This is a genomic window from Pedobacter glucosidilyticus DSM 23534, from assembly GCF_000425145.1.
GTDB classification, from domain to species: domain Bacteria; phylum Bacteroidota; class Bacteroidia; order Sphingobacteriales; family Sphingobacteriaceae; genus Pseudopedobacter; species Pseudopedobacter glucosidilyticus.
Genome location: NZ_KE384311.1, coordinates 214,149 through 231,072, shown reverse-complemented (window position 1 = coordinate 231,072; position 16,924 = coordinate 214,149). Strand labels below are relative to the sequence as shown.

The window sequence follows — 16,924 nt, the reverse complement described above, 5'->3', positions numbered from 1 at the left end:
TCATGATTCAGACAAATTTTCTTTGTGTTATTTCAAACTTTGTTTTTGCACAGCAAAAGACTCTTCAAAAGGAAAAGTATACCAAAGATTTATTAACTCATAAATGGTTAATTAAAAAGGCAGTGCACAATGGAAAGACTGTGGTTATGCATAATAGTATTAAAGCTTATATGATATTTGCTAAATCGGGTATTTTAACTTTTATTGGTGGTGGCCAAGTGGAAGAACAAAGTTGGACTTATATACCAGCTAAAAGAATTATTAAGCTCAGAGATTTAAAAACTAAAGAAGATTTGGGGGATTTGGAAATTATTAAGGTTGATACTAAAGAGTTAGTTATATATAATAAACCAGATAATGATTTAATATATTTAGTAAGAGTTGATTAAGTAAATAAAATTGGAATATTTTTCTTCTTATAACTAACTCACCTATGCAACCTCATCTTCCCAGCTACCAGATTAACTGTCATTAAAATATCTTCTTCCAAATCTACTTTTAAAACCAAATCTTCTACACTGATAATTGCATCACCATTGATATCTGCATATTTGACGTCACCTATCTTGGGTGTTGGTTTGTGTATTGGAAGGTTATTAATTTCATCTAAAGACTGAAAAAGTCCGACATTAAAAAGTTGAGCAGCTGAGTTACCCATATACCAATCCGTATATCTTTCTTGGGGCACTAAGTAAATATAATAGATTTTATCCTTTCTTAGATTGATAAGTGTTTCTCCGTTAGAAGAGCTTACTATTGTACTTAGGGTTTGAAAGAATTCACCTTGATGCTGTAAAATATCAAACTTTATATTTCCAGCTGATCTATTATTAGGGTCTAGTACTTTAATATTTAAAGTAGCAGTTTTTAAGTCCTTTTTACATCCTGTAAATACAGTAAGTGTTAGACCTAACAAAATTGTTGAAAGGTAAAGGTTTGTTTTCATGGTAGATGATAATGTGTTATTTGTTTTTTAAGATTTCTATTTTCTCACGCTCACTGGCTAGTAATTTTTCATAAAGCTTCTTATTTTCTTCATAAACCTCAATTAATTTATCAATAGGATTAAAGGTAGGCTGAATATTTATAGCATTTATTGTTGAGGTATCATTACTTGTAAAAGTGTTAGAAATGATATTTAGAATTGTTTCTTCATTGAATTTTTTTAACCCTTCGGCAGTCACCCCTAAAGCCTTTGCAATCTTATCCAGCACTTCTTCTTCAATTTTCTCACTTTGCTCTAGTTTAGAAATGGCTTGTTGGCTGATGCCTAATTCCTGAGCTAAGGCTTCTTGTTTCATGCCTCTTAATTCGCGGATGCGAGAAATTTTTTGGCCGATGTGTAAAGTGTCTGTCATGTTATAAATTTATGCTTTTTAAGTAAATGTACGAAACAAGCAGATGATTGTAAAATACAATTTCTTATGGTTGGGTACATCAAGTAAGATAGAAAGATTTGGCTTAAATAAAATCCCTATCTTATGAATGATGAAAAAATATTAAAATATCCCGAGCTAACGCAAAAAGCTTGTATCATAGATGCAGAAAACCCAAAACTGGTAAAGCTAGAACTAGATTGCTTTTATTTAGACCACCCGGTGCCGCAAGCACAGGAGATGTTAGATAAAATGTATCAGGGCTGGCTTAAATACCGGGCTATACTCGGTGCAGATACAGATTGTGACCACTTAGAGGATATGTATTTTTACTATTACCGCTTAAACTGCCTGCTGGTTGCAGCTTATGTTACCATGAAAGAAGGTAAAGAAACTACCAAAGTTGTTTTAGATGATGTTATTGGTTTAAAAAAATGTCATCCAGCAGTAAGCACAGAACTGGCACCTGCAATAGAACTATTGATTAGGGTCATACAACCAGAAAAAGCATTTCTTTGGAAAAAACAACATAGTAATTCGAGTTTGAATGAAGAAATAGAAGTCCTCTTTGTTTTACAAGACCGTTTACAACAAAAGTTTGCCGATTTACAACCCCAACTAGATTTTATACATGCTGCACAAAGCCATTTACATTGTAGCTTATGTGTAAACGGAGCTTTGGTAGAAGCTTTTAAAACTTGTGATTTGCTTTATCTGAGTCATTGTCGCCCTGAGAATTTGATTTATGATTTATCTGGTAAACCTATGCCCAAGGTTTCTAGTATAGATTTATTAGAGCGGAAAGCAAAAAGTGAAAATGTATTTCGTTGGACTATTCAATTAGCGGACTCTTTTTATGTTCAATCTCAGGATTGCTTAGAAGATAGCCCTCGTTTAGCAGCCTTTTTACTACACCAATGTGCCGAGCATAGCTGCCGAGCACTAATTACTGCTTTTAGAGGTAAAGAGAAAAAAACGCATGATTTGTTTGCCTTAAATAAAGAACTGAAACAGATAGCACCCGAAATGTGTATGGTATTTCCTGTAGAGGATATAGAAGGACAGCGTTTGTTAGAACTTCTTAATCTTACTTATTGTCAATCCAGATATCAAGAAGATTTTGTTGTTTCTAGGGATGATTTAAAAATATTAAGCGAACGTGTAAGTAAATTACCAAAGTTGGCAAAGACAGCATTTAATAAAATGATGCTTTTGTTAGATGTAGCAGAGTAGGGGTATATGTAAATTGAGGTGAAAGCGAAAAGGGGGGAGAGATGATTGTCTTAGACTTTTATCTTGTATAACAGTCAATTCCTCCCAATCATGATTATCAACTCATCATAATAAGCGTAAGCAATTCTTCTTAAGAAATTTAAGAGTAAGATTTAAATTTAATACTTTAAACTAGGCCTTTAAGTGCCATCATCCACACGTTTAGCTGGTGTTGCACCCGTTTGCTTTTCTTTTTGGTTGCGTTCTTCATCATTTTTAGGTGCTAGTTTTTCTAATTGGTCTTCCTTTTTAGCGCCTTTTATGATGTCTGTTTCTCTTACTTTAATCTCTGTTTTTTGTTGGTCTTTAGCTTTGTTTTTCATAGTGATATATTTTTAGTTAGAAATACTTTGTTTGTTAATAGTTTGTTGGTTTAGTAAAGGAACATGCTAATCTCTTTATATCTTTTGGATTTTTAAATATTGTAGATAGTCTACAACATTATAGCTTGTATGGCTTTTACCATACAAGCTTTCGAAATAGGTAGATGTAGGGTTTTTAAAATTTATAAAATTTCTTTTTATAGTTTGGCTAAATCCGTACAGGTAAAAACAAATATGATGCAGAAGTAGAACCGGTAAATACGGTTTCTTTAGGGTGTAAATACCTGAATTTTATTTAGGATATTATTTTATACTTCTATAAAAGGTAAGCGGATGTTAAAAAAAATCTTTTTAACGATACCAAGGCTGATTTAACTAAAAATCTTTTAACAGTATTAATACTGTTTTCATTTATAAATCATTTCTACGGCACAAACTTTGGGCTTTTTATCATATCTAAAAAAATACTATTATGAAAACAGAACATGCTATCCATTCAGGTAAACATCAGCGTAAGCACAAAAAGGAATTTATTAATGTGAACAATGCAGAACGTCTAATTTCTCTTGCTGCGGGAGGTATGCTGTTGGCTAAACATTATAAACATCCCTTAGCAAACCCTATCAAAGTACTAACTGGGGCTTTTCTAGTTTACAGGGGTTTAAGTGGTAACTGCCCGCTGTATACAGGCTTAGATAAAAATAGTAATGAAACAAATGCCATTAATACAAGGGTTATTTTTACGGTAAATAAACCACGAGAAGAAGTTTATAGGTATTGGCGTCAGCTAGAAAACTTGCCTTTTTTTATGAGCCATTTACAACGTGTTGAACAAAAAAACGATGTAGAATCTGAATGGATAGCTAGAATACCTGGTGGTGTAGGCATTATTAAATGGAATGCAGAGATTGTTAAAGAAATACCTAATGAGCTCATTGGCTGGCAATCTATAGAAAACTCTACCATTAATAATGCTGGAAAGGTAGAGTTTTATGATGCTCCTAGGGGGCAAGGCACTGTTCTTAAAGTTATTTTTAGTTACCATCCGCCAGCAGGTGCTTTGGGCGAGGGAGTAGCTAAGCTTTTTAACCCGCTTTTTAAAACAATTTTAAAAGAAGACATCAGAGCTTTTAAACAAGTAATAGAGGCTGGAGAAGTAGCAACCATCAAGGGGCAACCATCAGGAAGAAAATAATATCATACGTAAAAACAATAATTTATGAAAGCTTTATGTTGGAATGGCGTACGCGATTTAAGGGTTGAACGCGTACCAGATCCTGAAATTTTAAATCCTAAAGATGCTATTGTAAAAGTTACCATGAGCTCTGTTTGTGGTTCTGATTTACACCTGATTAACGGTTTTGTACCCTCTATGAAGGCTGGTGATATTATTGGTCATGAGTTTATTGGCGAAGTAGTAGAAACAGGAGCAGGGGTAAAAAACTTAAAGAAAGGCGACCGTGTGGTGGTTATTTCTGTTATTGGTTGTGGCGAGTGCCAATATTGTAAAGAAGAAACATGGTCTTTGTGCGATAACTCTAACCCCAACGGTTTATTACAGGAAAAAATTTATCAATATCCAACAGCGGGTATATTTGGTTATTCGCATCTTTTTGGTGGTTATGCAGGTAGCCACGCCGAGTATATTCGTGTCCCTTTTGCAGATCATGGAGCTTTTAAAATCCCCGAAGATATTTCTGATGAAAAAGCTGTCTTTGTTTCTGATGGAGTGCCTACCGGATACATGGCCGCTGAGATGGCAGCTGTTAAACCCGGTGATATTGTAGCTGTTTGGGGCGCAGGTGGTGTTGGACAAATGGCTATGCAATGCGCTTATGCGATGGGCGCAGAAAGGGTAATTGCTATAGATAGGTTAGATTATCGTTTAGCCAATGCTGCAAGATATAGTGGTGCAGATATTATTAATTATGAAGATACCGATGTATTAGAGGAACTAAAAGAAGCTACAGGAGGCAGAGGACCTGATTGTTGTATTGATGCTGTAGGTATGGAGGCACATACCACTGGTATAGAGCATGTTTACGATAAAACTAAACAGTTTTTACGATTAGAATCTGATAGGGCTGCTGTTTTAAGACAAGCTATTGCTGCTTGCCGTAAAGGCGGGACAGTTTCTATAGTTGGGGTTTATGCTGGTTTGGTAGATAAAATTCCTATGGGGCTTTTCATGAATAAAGGTTTAACCATAAGAGGAGGGCAAATGCATGGACAAAAATATGTGCCTATGTTATTTGATTTAATAAGAAGAGAAATCATCAATCCAGAGTTTTTATTAACGCATCCTGTTTCTCTAGAGGCTGGCCAAAAAGCTTATGAAATGTTTAACGATAAAACCAATAAATGTATGCGAGCGGTTTTTAAACCTTTTAATTAACATTTAGCCCAACTACCTATGGATGATTTAATTGTGTTTTGCGTTACTTGCAATAGGCCTTTGCAAACAGCTATAACAGCTAGCCTAACAGGGATAGAACTGGTGCAACTATTTATTCCTTTTATACTATTAGGACTATTAACTGCTTTCTTGGGATACAAAGCTTTAGCTTTTGAGAATAATCCTAAAAAAGTTTTAAGTATAACTCCATTGGTAGCAACAGCCTGTGTTTTAGGTATTGGATTAGGAGGTTTTATAGATGGCATTGTATTTCATCAAATATTACAATGGCATGAAATGGTTTCTGCAAAAATTGTCCCACTAGACTTTACATCTAAAAGTGTGAATATGTTTTGGGACGGCATATTCAATGCATTTACTTTCTTTATTACATTTTTTGGTATCATTCTTTTACATAGGCTGTTACAACATAATACATTATTTAAACATCAGAATTTATTTATAGGAGGTTTGCTCTTAGGATGGGGATTCTTTAACCTTATTGAAGGGATATTAAATCATCATATTTTTAAATTCCACTCAGTAAAAGATTTTGATGTAAATCCTCAAATTTGGAATTTATCTTTCCTTGCTTTTTCTATCCTCATCATCGTATTAGGATGCTTTCTTATCTATAAAATTAAAAATCCATCTTATGAAAATTGGAGAACAAATACAGAAGATATTAAATAAAAATTACGAAGCATCTTCTAAAATACATATCCGTTACCAACAGTATGATTTGGTTTTTAAAACCGATAAAAAGGGTAGGCCGATCCTACTGTTTTTAGGTAAGATGGAGGATAAAGAGAACGTTAAAGGGGAAAGATTTGCTCGTCGGCTAAAAGAAGACGCATCAGGAAATATCATTAAAGACCACTGGGAGCATAAAGGAAAGGCTACATAATATTAAGTATTTATCACATTAAATACCGTATAAATAGCGGTTTTTGTGGCACTTACTTGGTACTATATAGTCAATAATCATTTACCATTAAAAATCAGAATTATGTTTTTTCACGACAAAAAATTACAGTATACTGTAAAGGTTGATAAGCCTGACCCTCAATTTGCCCGTTTGCTACAACAAGCTATAGGCGGTATAGAAGGCGAAATTAGGGTTTGCTTACAGTATCTTTTCCAGGCATGGGGCAACCGTGGCCCGCAAAAATACCGAGATATGTTATTGGAGACTGGTACAGAAGAGATTTCACATATAGAAATGCTTTGTACAGCAGTAGCCTTAAACCTTGAGGGTGCAAAAGGTAATATTATTGATGAGGTAGTATCAAGCAACCCTGTTGTTAAACAAATAATGGGAGGGATGGATCCTCGTCATTACCTATCAGCAGGTTTGGCGGCTATGGCAGCAGATAGTAACGGAGTCCCATTTAATGGTTCTTGGGTGGTTGCTAGTGGCAATTTAGCAGCGGATATGTATGCTAATGTAATGGCAGAATCAACCGGAAGATTATTGGCTACACGTTTATGGCAGTCTACTGAAGATTCTGGTATGAAAGACATGTTATCGTTTTTAATTGCAAGGGATACGATGCACCAGAACCAATGGCTAGCCGTTTTAGAAGATTTAGGAGGCTTAAAAGGTGTTCATCCTATTCCAAATAGCTTCCCACAGGATAAAGAAAATCTAGCTTTTAACTACGCCTTTGTTTCTACAAATATCAACAATCCGGAAGACCCGGGAGAACGCTGGACAATGGGGCAGTCTCCAGACGGTAAAGGTAGTTTCGAATTTATTAATGGTTTTCCAGAAGGAAACGAGCCTATATTAGCACCACCTATTGATGAAGCATACGCTCAAACAGAACAAAAAATTAAACCCAATGAGCATTTATAATTAAGCTCTATATCAAATATTTATCAATAAAATAAAAACACTATGAAAAAGTCATTTTTAACTTTAGCTGCATCAATGTTAATTGGAGGCAGCTTATTAACCGCCTGCGGTGGTAATAACAGAGATAAATCACCAGCAAACTCAGACCAGTATGACCAAGAAGATGGTATGGGCACAGCACCTTCTGGCGGTAATAGCTATCAGGATAGCTTAGACCATAATGCTGATACGATGCTGAATGATGATTCTGACACCAACACCACCACACGTTAAGTATCATGAATATAAGTAGGATATTACATGCTATTATTGATTATTTATCAGGTATTTTTCTATTGTTAGCACCATGGTTGTTTCAATTTGAACATGTGGTATCCGCCAGATTGATCGTCATCACAGTTGGATTAATGATTGTGATGATGTCTTTATTAACCAGGTATGAAGGCGGCTTTCAAAAAATCATCAGTATGAAAACACATTTGTTTATTGATGTAATTATAGGGGTGTTTTTAGCCGCATCGCCTTGGTTATTTAATTTTTATAGAGAAGTATTGGTTCCACCATTATTTATTGGAGGCTTAGGGATTTTATTTGGACTCTTTACAGAAAAAAAATCTCAGGAAGAAAAAGCTCAGGAAACTTTAGTTTTAGATAAGTATCGTTTTAGAAAATCAAGATCACGGAGGAGAAAGGTATAAGTGGACTTAATGGACTCAATTTTGCTTTGTATGATTCTAATTACTTATACTTTTGAAAAAGTTACTCCATCAACTTAGTATTAATCAGCAAGAGACAGATAATTATACTAATTTTAATAATTGTATTTTACATGATGAGGTTTTAGAACTGGTACCTCTTCCATGTCTTATCTTAAATAAGGATTTTAAGATTTTAAAGTATAATAAAGAAGTACCTAAATTGTTAGTTAAAGAAGATATTCATTTAAAGTATGTAGATTTTTTACATATACTCCATTTAAAAGAAACAGAAAACGAGCAAATTAAAAATGAACTTAAAAATTTGATATTGGATGAAGTATCTATCTTTTATTTCCAATTTAATGAAACAGAAAAAAAGTTTAAAGTACTTTTAAAAAAAGGTAAGATAGGCGACGACTTAATTTATTTTGTTAATATATATGAACAAAAGGCTGATACAAATTTAGTAAAAGACCAAGAATTAAACTGTATTCTAAAATCTTCTTTAACTGCAACATGGATCATTAATTTGGATGATTTTAGTTTCAAAATCCACAATTTTAGCAAAAACCTCTTTAAAAGTATTGAAACTGCATTTTTTTATCTAATAGAGGATTTTACTAGGTATATTTATCAAGACGACAGAGATACTGTGCAAATTGCAATAGTAGAAGCAGTAAAAAATAGAAAAGATCTAGATATAGAATTTAGAATCATAAATCAGCAAAATTATCCGGTCTACCTATCAATGCGAGGGCATTTAATAAAAAAGGAGAATCAACAGTATTATTTAGCAGGTTTTTTAATAGATATTACTGAAAAGAAAAGCTTACAAAAGCAAGCAGAAAACTTACGTTTAAATCAGCAACGTGTGGTTTTAGATGCGATTTATAGGGCTCAGGAGAAAGAACGAAAAAAAATAAGTGAGGTTTTACATGATAGTGTAAGTCAATTACTGTATGGTATTAGACTTAATATACAAAGTCTACAACTTTCTGGTCATAAAAATGAAGAGTTTAAAAATATTAACCAGTTGATAGACCAAGCTGTAAAAGAAACCCGAGCGATAGCTTATGAGTTGAAACCTTCTATTTTAATTGATTTTGGGTTTAGTATTGGGATTAAGGAGCTGGCAGAGCGTCTAAGTACCACAAATTTTAGTATTAAGGCTTACATTAATACGCTATCAGACCAGCTTCATCCTGAAATTCAATTATCGTTATTTAGAATCATACAAGAATTAATCAATAATTGTATTAAACATGCTAAAGCCACGTCTGCCGAGATTATTGTATTTACTGACAAAGAAAAAATTGATTTAATCGTTCATGACAATGGGAAAGGATTTGATACTAAACACCCTGAAACACTTAAAGGATCTGGAATAAAAGATATTAAAAGTAAAGTTTTTTTGTTGAACGGAGAACTCAATATCCAATCAAGAAAAGGAAAAGGTACACATATTGCTATTAAATTTATGATAGAAGATGCAGTAGCTGCATTATCAATTATTTAATAAAATATCCATTATGATAAACATTATACTTGCTGAAGATCATAACATTGTTAGAAATGGTATAAAGATACTATTAGAAAGAGATGCAGATTTAAGAGTTGTGGCAGAAACAGTAAACGGTAAAGAAGTATTGAAACTCCTACAAACCGATTTGATAGTAAATATTGTTGTAGCCGATATCAATATGCCGGAAATGGATGGTATAACTCTGGTGAAAATAATGAAACAAAAGTATCCTCATATTCCAATCATCATTCTTTCTATGTTAGATAATGAGCAATATATTATTGAAGCTTTTAAAGAAGGAGCATCAGGCTACTTATTTAAAAATATTAATGCTGATGAATTGATTTTCGCTTTAAAGTATGTTTGTAATGGTAACAAGTATATTTGTAATGAGCTTTCTTTGAGTCTTTTAGCGAAATTAATGAAGTTACCATCTCAAGATAAAAACCAGACTTTAAAGTATAGTTTTTCTGCCCGAGAGATAGAAATTTTACACCTGATGTCTGAAGGTTATACCAACAATGAAATGTCTGATAAGCTTTTCATTAGCAAAAGAACTATAGAAGGTTATAGACAAAATCTTCTTGATAGGACTAAGGTTAAAAATACGGCAGCACTTATCAAATATGCGGTTTTAAATGGTATAATAGACTAAATTTAAACGTATTTTTACGGTGCCTAATAGGTATTAACCCTTGCTAAATAGTTAATTAACCTGTGTACTTTAGTATTTTCCTGCAAGTATAAAGGTTTGATTACGTTGCAGGCTACCTATTTTGAAATTTATGCCTAAAGTATTAATCTTAGATGATGATCAAGATTTTCTTGATATTTTAAAATCTTATCTTCAAGACCAAGGTTTTGAAGTTATAGCTACTCCTTTCACAGATGACATCTTCACTCTTATTAAAGAACATCAACCTCAGCTCATCATTCTTGATTTTCTTATCAATGGACTTAACGGCGGTGAAATTTGCTCGGTTATTAAGAAAAATCCAACATCAGCTTTTATACCGGTAATACTTATATCTGCTTTTGATAGATTAATTTATTCTTTAGGTAATTATGGATATGATATATTCCTGTCTAAACCTTTCGATCTGGTTACTCTATTTAAACATGTGAAAAATCTTACTAGCTATGACCAAGTTTAATTTGCATAAAATATGGTATAGCCATATTTGGAATACAGAAAGAATGACGAATAAGAGTAATTTCAAAATGCTTTTGGTTCCTTTACTTTTATCAATACTAGCTATGTGGTTTAAGATCAGCTTTTTTAACCATTATTTTTTTGCAGTTCCATATTTAATGTTTATCTCAGTTATTTTAATTAGCGCATCTTATGGAGGTTGTAAATCTGCTTTTTTTGCGACCCTCATTACTTTTAGTATAGTTGTTTATTTATTGTTTTCTAACTCGTATTTACTAAAAGACCATTTTGAAATTATTGCTTTTCAAGCTGTTATCTTTTTACTAAATGGTCTGCTCATCAGTGCTCTAGTAAGGTATATTCAAATGATTTACAGCAAATTGTTGTTAAGTAAAGAAAAATATAGGAGTATGGTAGAACAGATAGAAGAAGGTTTCTTGATGTTAGATAGAGATGGCATCATTCTTTACAGCAGCCCGTCTGTAACTACATTTCTAGGTTATCAAGAGCAAGAGCTTAAAGGTAAATCTTTAGCTACACTACTTCACCAACAAGAGGTTAATGACTTTACCTTATTTCTGATGAAACTTATAGCACACAAAGGTAATTTCAAAAAGAAACAGTTTAGGTTTGTCACTATTGATAATACGCAAGTTTGGGCCGAATTAAGTATTTCTAACCTTTTACAAGAGGCTAACATAAAAGCATTGGTTCTACATTTTAGTAATGTTACAGATAGGTTAGAAAAAGAAAAACAGCAAGAAGATTTTATACACATGGCTACACATGAGTTAAAATCTCCTGTTACAGTATTGAAAGGTTACTTACAGTTACTAACACAGAAAATGAGTATAGATAAAAGTACATATATTGATTTTCTACAAATGCTAGCTAAAATGGATAGTCAGCTAAACAGACTTTTGGGTTTAATTACTGATATGCTAGAATCTACTCATATTAAAGCTGGAGAATTAAACTACCACTTTTCCTTATTTAATTTAACAGCTTGTGTGAAAGATTGCATAGAAGGTATAAAAGCAGCAAACCCACAATATCAATTTGTTTATAATCTTGCTAATGAGACTATTTTAATAGAAGGAGATAAAGACCGTATAGCACAGGTTATCATTAACTTTTTAACCAATGCCATTAAATACTCGCCTGGTAAATACGAAGTTCATATCCGGATGTTAAAGCAACTAGATGAAGTGAAAGTTTGTGTTCGGGATTTTGGTATTGGTATAGCTAAAGATAAGCAACAAGCAATTTTCGACCGCTTTTACCGTGTAGATACTTTACCTAAAAATACTTTTATGGGCTTAGGTTTAGGCTTATATATTGCAGCAGAAATAGTTTTAAAACATGGAGGTAAAATAGGTGTTGATAGCGATGTTGGTCGAGGCTCTGAATTTTGGTTTAGTTTACCCTTTATTAAATAAATTTAAATAGAAGGAGTAGAAACGTGTACTTGGGCTCTGGCTCTGCTCTTGGATGACAGTCAATTTCTCCATCATAAGGATAATTTACTCCTCAAAAATTATCATTGATACTTTTAAAGAATGATAATCATCTTATTCTCTACCCATACGGCAGACAATAAGATGATATTTTGTTAGTGGTGATGACCACCCTCGCCATGTACATGACCATGGTCTATTTCTTCTTGTGTTGCAGGTCTTACATCTTGGATAGTTCCGTTAAAATGTAACTCGTGACCAGCCATAGGGTGGTTTAAATCAACCAATACAGCATCCTCAACTACAGATACTACTCTGCCTTGAAATTGGTTGCCATTATTATCCTGTAAAGGTAAAACTGTACCTACTTCTGGCAAACCAGCTTGTGTAAACATATCTTTAGGTAAATTAGCAACTGCTGCTTCGTCATATTCTCCGTAAGCATCAACAGCATCTAAAGAAAATGCATAATTATCGCCAATGGCTAAGCCACTTAAGTGTTCTTCAAATTTTGGAAGCATCATACCAGCGCCATATAAAAAAACCAATGGTCTTTCTGTAGTTGCGCTTTCTACGTGTTTTTTTTCGCCTTCTTCTGTTACGTATAAATCATAGGTTAATGATACTACGTGATTGTTTTCAATTTTCATGCTGTTGTGTTTTTGAAATGATCAAAGCATTTCTATTTATATATTTGTTTAATTGCTTCTTCAACCTCGCTTAGGGGTAATTGGCAGGTTTTGTTTTCACAAACAAAAATTCTGGTGTCACCAATAAACTTGTCTTGTAGCAAAGGTAAGTTTCCTTTTTCGCCTCCTAAAATAATCTTATTAGGAATGTAATATTTTTCTAATTCTTTTCTTTTTTCTTCGAAATCTGAACCAGTAATTGCTATTTCGAAGCTTCCTTGAATCTCGTTTAACAATAAAGATGCCCAATTAGAATAAGCAGAAGCATAAGATTTTATGTGAGGCTCTACTGTTTTTAGCATGTGCTGATAGATATGCTGGTAATTTTGGCAATCGTAAAAAATAGCAAGTTTCTTAAAATTCCAGGCTAAAACCGAGTTTGAAGCCGGTATTACATTATCCATCACTTCATACTTTCTTGCTATTAAAGCTTCATCCTCATCAGAAGTATAAAAGAATAATCCTGATTCTTCATCATGGAAATGGGCGGTTACAAAATCACAAAGTTTCTTGGACTCTAGTAACCAGTTTTCATCAAAGGTAATTTCGTACACGCTTATGAAGGCTTCGGCTAATAGTGCATAATCATCTAAAAAAGCATTGATACTGGCTTTACCATCTTTATAAGTCCTATATAAGCCTCCGTTTTCTTTATATAAGTTTTTGATGATGAACTGAGCATTATTTAAAGCTAAACTTTTAAATTCTTCATCAGCGAAAGCTTTGTAAGCATCACATAAGCCTTTAATGGTTAAGGCATTCCATGAGGTTAAAATCTTATCATCTAAACCAGGTCTTACTCTGGTAGAACGTTGCTGAAACAAAATAGCTTTTGCCTGTTTTATCTTGCTATTAAAATCATCTATGGCTAAACCAAAATGCTTGGCTACATCTTCTTTTTCTTTCCTTATCCAAGGGTTATTGATTTCTTCTTCTTCCCAGTTTCCTTCTTCCGTAATTTCAAAGTAGGCGTTAAATAATTCGGCATCGGCACCTAAAAGCTCATCAATTTCTGTTTTATGCCAAGTGTAAAATTTACCTTCAACACCTTCACTATCGGCATCTAAGGCCGAGTAAAAGCCTCCTTCTGGCGATGTCATCTCTCTTTTTAACCATGCTACGGTTTCATAAACTACTTCTTTATAGCGTTCTTCTTTACACCATTTATAAGCATCGGCATATAAACTTAACAACTGTCCGTTATCATAAAGCATTTTTTCAAAATGGGGGATATGCCATTTTCCATCTACCGAGTAGCGAGCAAAACCACCGCCCAGATGATCATAAATACCACCTGCTGCCATTTTATCTAATGTTAACCTCACAATAACATGAGCAGCTTCGTCTTTAAGTAAATGGGCAACTTTCATCAAGAAGGCCCAGTTATTAGGCATTGGGAATTTTGGTGCTCTGTTGTGTCCGCCTTCAGAGAAATCAAAAAGTTTTTTCCAAGGTGTTAAAGCATCTTCTATATTTTTTAAGCTATAGGGTTGATGTTCTTTAACAATAGCCAATTTGTCTGCTTGTTGGATGCCTTCTGTTAACCTTACCGCATATTCAATGGCTTCATCTGGTTTAGTATCCCAGAAATGGGCTAAATTGGTTAATAAATTTTTCCAATCTTTTTTAGGGAAATATGTGCCGCCATAGATAGGACGTTGGTCTGGCAAGCAAAAACAATTTAATGGCCAACCGCCTCTGCCAGTCATCAATTGTACGGCATTCATGTAAATTTGGTCTATATCTGGCCTTTCTTCTCGGTCTATCTTAATACACACAAAAAAACGGTTCATCAGCTTTGCGACTTCTTCATCTTCAAAGCTTTCATGCTCCATAACATGGCACCAATGGCAAGCAGAGTAGCCAATACTTACCAAAAGTAGCTTGTTTTCTACTTTGGCTTTTGTTAAAGCTTCTTCTCCCCAAGGATACCAGTCTACAGGGTTATTGGCGTGTTGTAATAAATAAGGTGATGAGGAATGTATAAGTCTGTTTGGCATCGTACTGTTTTATTGAAATCGAATCAAAAATGAAACCATGTTTTAATACTTTGTAAAATAATATTTAAACGAATAATAAGAGGAGAAATATTTTAAAAATTACAATACATGGATGATGATTATTTTTTAGAGATTGTGAACTAATTGGCTATTGCGCTCAAGGCTTCCTAAGCCTAGCTGGATAGTAGCTTTTTCCTTTCCTGTAATGGAATCCGCACAAGTCTTTCCGGCCTCATAGGCGGCCAACCCTATTCACTTTTTTCTTGATAAAAAAGTGAACAAAAAACGAGGAACGAGTTCATGAATGCCTTAGAAAACCATAAACAAAAAATGAATAAATCAAGGCTGATGAATATTTGTTGTAAATCCTCCATAAATCTTTTATCCGCAAACGGGAGTCGTGGTAAAGTTTGTGCTTTGTTGAAAGTATTTACAACTAATTAGCTAATGCGCTCAAGGCTTTCTTACCCTAGCTGGATAGTAGCTTTTCCTTTGCTGTAATGGCATCCGCACAAGTCTTTCCGGCCTCATAGGTGGCCAACCCTAGCCACTTTTTTCTTGAAAAAAAAGTTGCCAAAAATTCAAGGCTGATGAATATTTGTCGTTTCGTCTAAATAAATCTTTATCCACAATCCTGAGTGGTGTGAAGGGGTTTGCATATTGAAAGCTTCTAAAACACCCGTCGGATTGTTTTCCGATAGTTATGTTATGAAAGTTTATACAAAAGATTTATTTGCCTCCACTTCCAAATCTTCATAGGCCGTCTTTCGTTCTTCGGAAAGGTTTGTTTAATATTATTGGAAGTTCCTAAATATCTGCTCTTTAGGGTGTTTATACTTTCTACTTCCAGAAAGGGACAAACATTCATAAAAAAACAGACCTTACCGAAGCACATGAGCAATCCTCCAGAGCCGGAAAAAATTCAAAAACAGAAGCAGAAACAAAAAGTTAGCACAACCAAGCCTATAGCGAATGCGGTTTTGAGTCAGAGTTTGCAGAAGCTATCAAAAACCACAACCGAGCAAAAATAAGCGCTCCCTGTTTTTGAATTGTGGGAAAGCCTAGTGCGACAAAGGCTCCTGTGGGATTGATCAGGACTTTTGGTTCCTTTTGGTCCCGCAAAAGGAACGAGCCTAGCCGGCGATAGAGACGGATGTTTAGTGTTTTTAGAGATTGTGAACTAATTAGCTGTTGCCCGCAAGTCTCTCTGCCCTCATAGGTCATCGATATAATCGAAAAACCAATTAAGCACTCGTTGCAAACGAGCGCAAGATGAATATCCCCAACATCTATATTTTAATAGCTTTTCTGAATCAATAAAGCACTTAAATCTACCTCATCGCCATTAAAAACATTCATATCAACTTTACCTTTAATACCATCTATATGGGCATTATCGGCATGTTGCCAAAAATGCCAAGCTGTTTCTGGTAATTTTAGCTTAGGCTGATAGTAATGAGCTATCCAAATGGTATAATCGCTAAACTTATCTTTTAAATTGTCTTCAAAGAATTTATAACCCGTATAAATGATAGGTTTAGTTTTGCTTTTGGCTTCAATTTCATTAAGAAACTCTTGTAAATTTAGTTGAAGTTCTAGTTTGCTTAATCCTCCGGTTTCTTCAATATCAATAACAGGGGGGAGGTCGCCGGCTTCTAAATTAACAGTTTGCAAAAAGAATTTGGCTTGCCACTTACCAGATTTTTTAGGTTTAAAATAATGATAAGCTCCTCTAATGATACCTGCTTCTTTACTTTCTCGCCAATTTCTTTGGAAATAACTATCTACCAAGGTAACACCCTCTGTAGCTTTGATAAACGCAAAGGATAGCTTTACGCTGTATGATTCCATTGCCACCACTTTTTCCCAATTAATCTTACCCTGATAGGAAGAAACATCTATACCATGAACATGGTACTTACGCGGAATACGGATACCAAACTCATCATGATGAGGATATTCATCAAAAATAAATAAGTCTTTAACCCATCTACCTGTAGAAACAGCTGTTCTAAAAAGTTTGCCATAATATAAAGGGGAAAACAATAAAAGAACAACCAAAGTAATGATAAACTTAAGTTTATGCTTTTGAGCAAAAGTCTTTTTGGTGCTTCTTTTCTTTCTGGTAACTGGCTTTTTAGTAGTTGTACGGCTTGTTGTTTTTCTTGCTGGTGGCATAAA

General features: G+C 34.0%; 19 protein-coding genes. 13 read left to right on the top strand and 6 right to left on the bottom strand.

Annotated features, from left to right (window positions below):
• The first annotated feature begins 2 nt into the window (after positions 1-2).
• Positions 3-389, top strand: a complete 387-nt coding sequence (locus tag H510_RS0114045) for a hypothetical protein (protein WP_026904900.1) — start codon at positions 3-5, stop codon at positions 387-389.
• Positions 390-427: 38 nt separating this feature from the next.
• On the opposite strand, the gene H510_RS0114040 is transcribed toward H510_RS0114045, so the two are convergent.
• Positions 428-946 carry a hypothetical protein gene (locus H510_RS0114040; protein ID WP_026904899.1) on the bottom strand — a complete coding sequence of 173 codons (519 nt, stop codon included), beginning with the start codon at positions 944-946 and terminating at the stop codon, positions 428-430.
• A gap of 16 nt (positions 947-962) precedes the next feature.
• Complete coding sequence (locus H510_RS0114035) at positions 963-1,358, bottom strand: helix-turn-helix domain-containing protein (protein ID WP_026904898.1); 396 nt, start codon at positions 1,356-1,358, stop codon at positions 963-965.
• A 123-nt stretch (positions 1,359-1,481) separates the two neighbouring features.
• Between H510_RS0114035 and H510_RS0114030 the strand changes: the two genes are divergently transcribed.
• Positions 1,482-2,609 carry a HEPN domain-containing protein gene (locus tag H510_RS0114030; RefSeq protein ID WP_026904897.1) on the top strand — a complete coding sequence of 376 codons (1,128 nt, stop codon included), beginning with the start codon at positions 1,482-1,484 and terminating at the stop codon, positions 2,607-2,609.
• A gap of 179 nt (positions 2,610-2,788) precedes the next feature.
• Here H510_RS0114030 and H510_RS0114025 read toward each other — a convergent pair whose 3' ends face one another.
• Positions 2,789-2,971: a hypothetical protein gene (locus H510_RS0114025; protein ID WP_026904896.1), complete on the bottom strand. Its 183-nt coding sequence runs from the start codon at positions 2,969-2,971 to the stop codon at positions 2,789-2,791.
• Between the two features lie 472 nt (positions 2,972-3,443).
• Between H510_RS0114025 and H510_RS18980 the strand changes: the two genes are divergently transcribed.
• The 11 genes from H510_RS18980 (at position 3,444) to H510_RS19650 (ending at position 12,036) form a co-directional block, all read left to right on the top strand.
• Complete coding sequence (locus H510_RS18980; protein WP_051291243.1) at positions 3,444-4,166, top strand: SRPBCC family protein; 723 nt, start codon at positions 3,444-3,446, stop codon at positions 4,164-4,166.
• 24 nt (positions 4,167-4,190) lie between these two features.
• Positions 4,191-5,366 (top strand): zinc-dependent alcohol dehydrogenase, encoded by a 1,176-nt coding sequence (locus H510_RS0114010; protein ID WP_026904895.1) that lies wholly within the window; start codon positions 4,191-4,193, stop codon positions 5,364-5,366.
• A gap of 18 nt (positions 5,367-5,384) precedes the next feature.
• A complete protein-coding gene (locus H510_RS0114005; RefSeq protein ID WP_051291241.1) occupies positions 5,385-6,059 on the top strand; it encodes a DUF2243 domain-containing protein in 675 nt (224 codons plus the stop codon).
• Positions 6,022-6,273, top strand: a complete 252-nt coding sequence (locus H510_RS0114000) for a hypothetical protein (RefSeq protein ID WP_026904893.1) — start codon at positions 6,022-6,024, stop codon at positions 6,271-6,273. Before H510_RS0114005 ends, H510_RS0114000 begins: the two co-directional genes overlap by 38 nt.
• Before the next feature lie 102 nt (positions 6,274-6,375).
• A complete protein-coding gene (locus tag H510_RS0113995; RefSeq protein ID WP_026904892.1) occupies positions 6,376-7,224 on the top strand; it encodes a manganese catalase family protein in 849 nt (282 codons plus the stop codon).
• Positions 7,225-7,266: 42 nt separating this feature from the next.
• The gene (locus H510_RS0113990; protein WP_026904891.1) at positions 7,267-7,497 is read left to right on the top strand and encodes a putative periplasmic lipoprotein; all 231 of its coding nucleotides are present in this window, start codon (positions 7,267-7,269) and stop codon (positions 7,495-7,497) included.
• A gap of 5 nt (positions 7,498-7,502) precedes the next feature.
• Positions 7,503-7,922 (top strand): SPW repeat domain-containing protein, encoded by a 420-nt coding sequence (locus tag H510_RS18975; RefSeq protein WP_211226585.1) that lies wholly within the window; start codon positions 7,503-7,505, stop codon positions 7,920-7,922.
• Positions 7,923-7,974: 52 nt separating this feature from the next.
• Positions 7,975-9,438 carry a sensor histidine kinase gene (locus tag H510_RS0113980; protein WP_026904890.1) on the top strand — a complete coding sequence of 488 codons (1,464 nt, stop codon included), beginning with the start codon at positions 7,975-7,977 and terminating at the stop codon, positions 9,436-9,438.
• Positions 9,439-9,451: 13 nt separating this feature from the next.
• Positions 9,452-10,099, top strand: a complete 648-nt coding sequence (locus tag H510_RS0113975) for a response regulator transcription factor (RefSeq protein ID WP_026904889.1) — start codon at positions 9,452-9,454, stop codon at positions 10,097-10,099.
• 130 nt (positions 10,100-10,229) lie between these two features.
• Positions 10,230-10,598, top strand: a complete 369-nt coding sequence (locus H510_RS18970) for a response regulator (protein ID WP_051291239.1) — start codon at positions 10,230-10,232, stop codon at positions 10,596-10,598.
• Positions 10,585-12,036: a sensor histidine kinase gene (locus tag H510_RS19650; RefSeq protein WP_051291237.1), complete on the top strand. Its 1,452-nt coding sequence runs from the start codon at positions 10,585-10,587 to the stop codon at positions 12,034-12,036. Before H510_RS18970 ends, H510_RS19650 begins: the two co-directional genes overlap by 14 nt.
• A 173-nt stretch (positions 12,037-12,209) precedes the next feature.
• Here the strand turns inward: H510_RS19650 and H510_RS0113960 are convergent, their stop codons facing one another.
• The 3 genes from H510_RS0113960 to H510_RS0113945 all read right to left on the bottom strand — a co-directional run bounded on the left by H510_RS0113960 (position 12,210) and on the right by H510_RS0113945 (position 16,921).
• Positions 12,210-12,704: an FKBP-type peptidyl-prolyl cis-trans isomerase gene (locus tag H510_RS0113960; protein ID WP_026904888.1), complete on the bottom strand. Its 495-nt coding sequence runs from the start codon at positions 12,702-12,704 to the stop codon at positions 12,210-12,212.
• 32 nt (positions 12,705-12,736) lie between these two features.
• Positions 12,737-14,743, bottom strand: coding sequence for a thioredoxin domain-containing protein (locus tag H510_RS0113955; protein ID WP_026904887.1), 2,007 nt, complete (start codon positions 14,741-14,743; stop codon positions 12,737-12,739).
• A gap of 1,296 nt (positions 14,744-16,039) precedes the next feature.
• Complete coding sequence (locus tag H510_RS0113945; RefSeq protein ID WP_026904885.1) at positions 16,040-16,921, bottom strand: glycoside hydrolase family 25 protein; 882 nt, start codon at positions 16,919-16,921, stop codon at positions 16,040-16,042.
• Positions 16,922-16,924: the final 3 nt, after the last annotated feature.

Bases quoted from the DNA above. Each gene is read 5' to 3' on its own strand.
- H510_RS0114045 (WP_026904900.1), top strand. From the start codon at position 3: ATGATTCAGACAAATTTTCTTTGTGTTATTTCAAACTTTGTTTTTGCA.
- H510_RS0114040 (WP_026904899.1), bottom strand. From the start codon at position 946: ATGAAAACAAACCTTTACCTTTCAACAATTTTGTTAGGTCTAACACTT.
- H510_RS0114035 (WP_026904898.1), bottom strand. From the start codon at position 1,358: ATGACAGACACTTTACACATCGGCCAAAAAATTTCTCGCATCCGCGAA.
- H510_RS0114030 (WP_026904897.1), top strand. From the start codon at position 1,482: ATGAATGATGAAAAAATATTAAAATATCCCGAGCTAACGCAAAAAGCT.
- H510_RS0114025 (WP_026904896.1), bottom strand. From the start codon at position 2,971: ATGAAAAACAAAGCTAAAGACCAACAAAAAACAGAGATTAAAGTAAGA.
- H510_RS18980 (WP_051291243.1), top strand. From the start codon at position 3,444: ATGAAAACAGAACATGCTATCCATTCAGGTAAACATCAGCGTAAGCAC.
- H510_RS0114010 (WP_026904895.1), top strand. From the start codon at position 4,191: ATGAAAGCTTTATGTTGGAATGGCGTACGCGATTTAAGGGTTGAACGC.
- H510_RS0114005 (WP_051291241.1), top strand. From the start codon at position 5,385: ATGGATGATTTAATTGTGTTTTGCGTTACTTGCAATAGGCCTTTGCAA.
- H510_RS0114000 (WP_026904893.1), top strand. From the start codon at position 6,022: ATGAAAATTGGAGAACAAATACAGAAGATATTAAATAAAAATTACGAA.
- H510_RS0113995 (WP_026904892.1), top strand. From the start codon at position 6,376: ATGTTTTTTCACGACAAAAAATTACAGTATACTGTAAAGGTTGATAAG.
- H510_RS0113990 (WP_026904891.1), top strand. From the start codon at position 7,267: ATGAAAAAGTCATTTTTAACTTTAGCTGCATCAATGTTAATTGGAGGC.
- H510_RS18975 (WP_211226585.1), top strand. From the start codon at position 7,503: ATGAATATAAGTAGGATATTACATGCTATTATTGATTATTTATCAGGT.
- H510_RS0113975 (WP_026904889.1), top strand. From the start codon at position 9,452: ATGATAAACATTATACTTGCTGAAGATCATAACATTGTTAGAAATGGT.
- H510_RS18970 (WP_051291239.1), top strand. From the start codon at position 10,230: ATGCCTAAAGTATTAATCTTAGATGATGATCAAGATTTTCTTGATATT.
- H510_RS19650 (WP_051291237.1), top strand. From the start codon at position 10,585: ATGACCAAGTTTAATTTGCATAAAATATGGTATAGCCATATTTGGAAT.
- H510_RS0113960 (WP_026904888.1), bottom strand. From the start codon at position 12,704: ATGAAAATTGAAAACAATCACGTAGTATCATTAACCTATGATTTATAC.
- H510_RS0113955 (WP_026904887.1), bottom strand. From the start codon at position 14,743: ATGCCAAACAGACTTATACATTCCTCATCACCTTATTTATTACAACAC.
- H510_RS0113945 (WP_026904885.1), bottom strand. From the start codon at position 16,921: ATGCCACCAGCAAGAAAAACAACAAGCCGTACAACTACTAAAAAGCCA.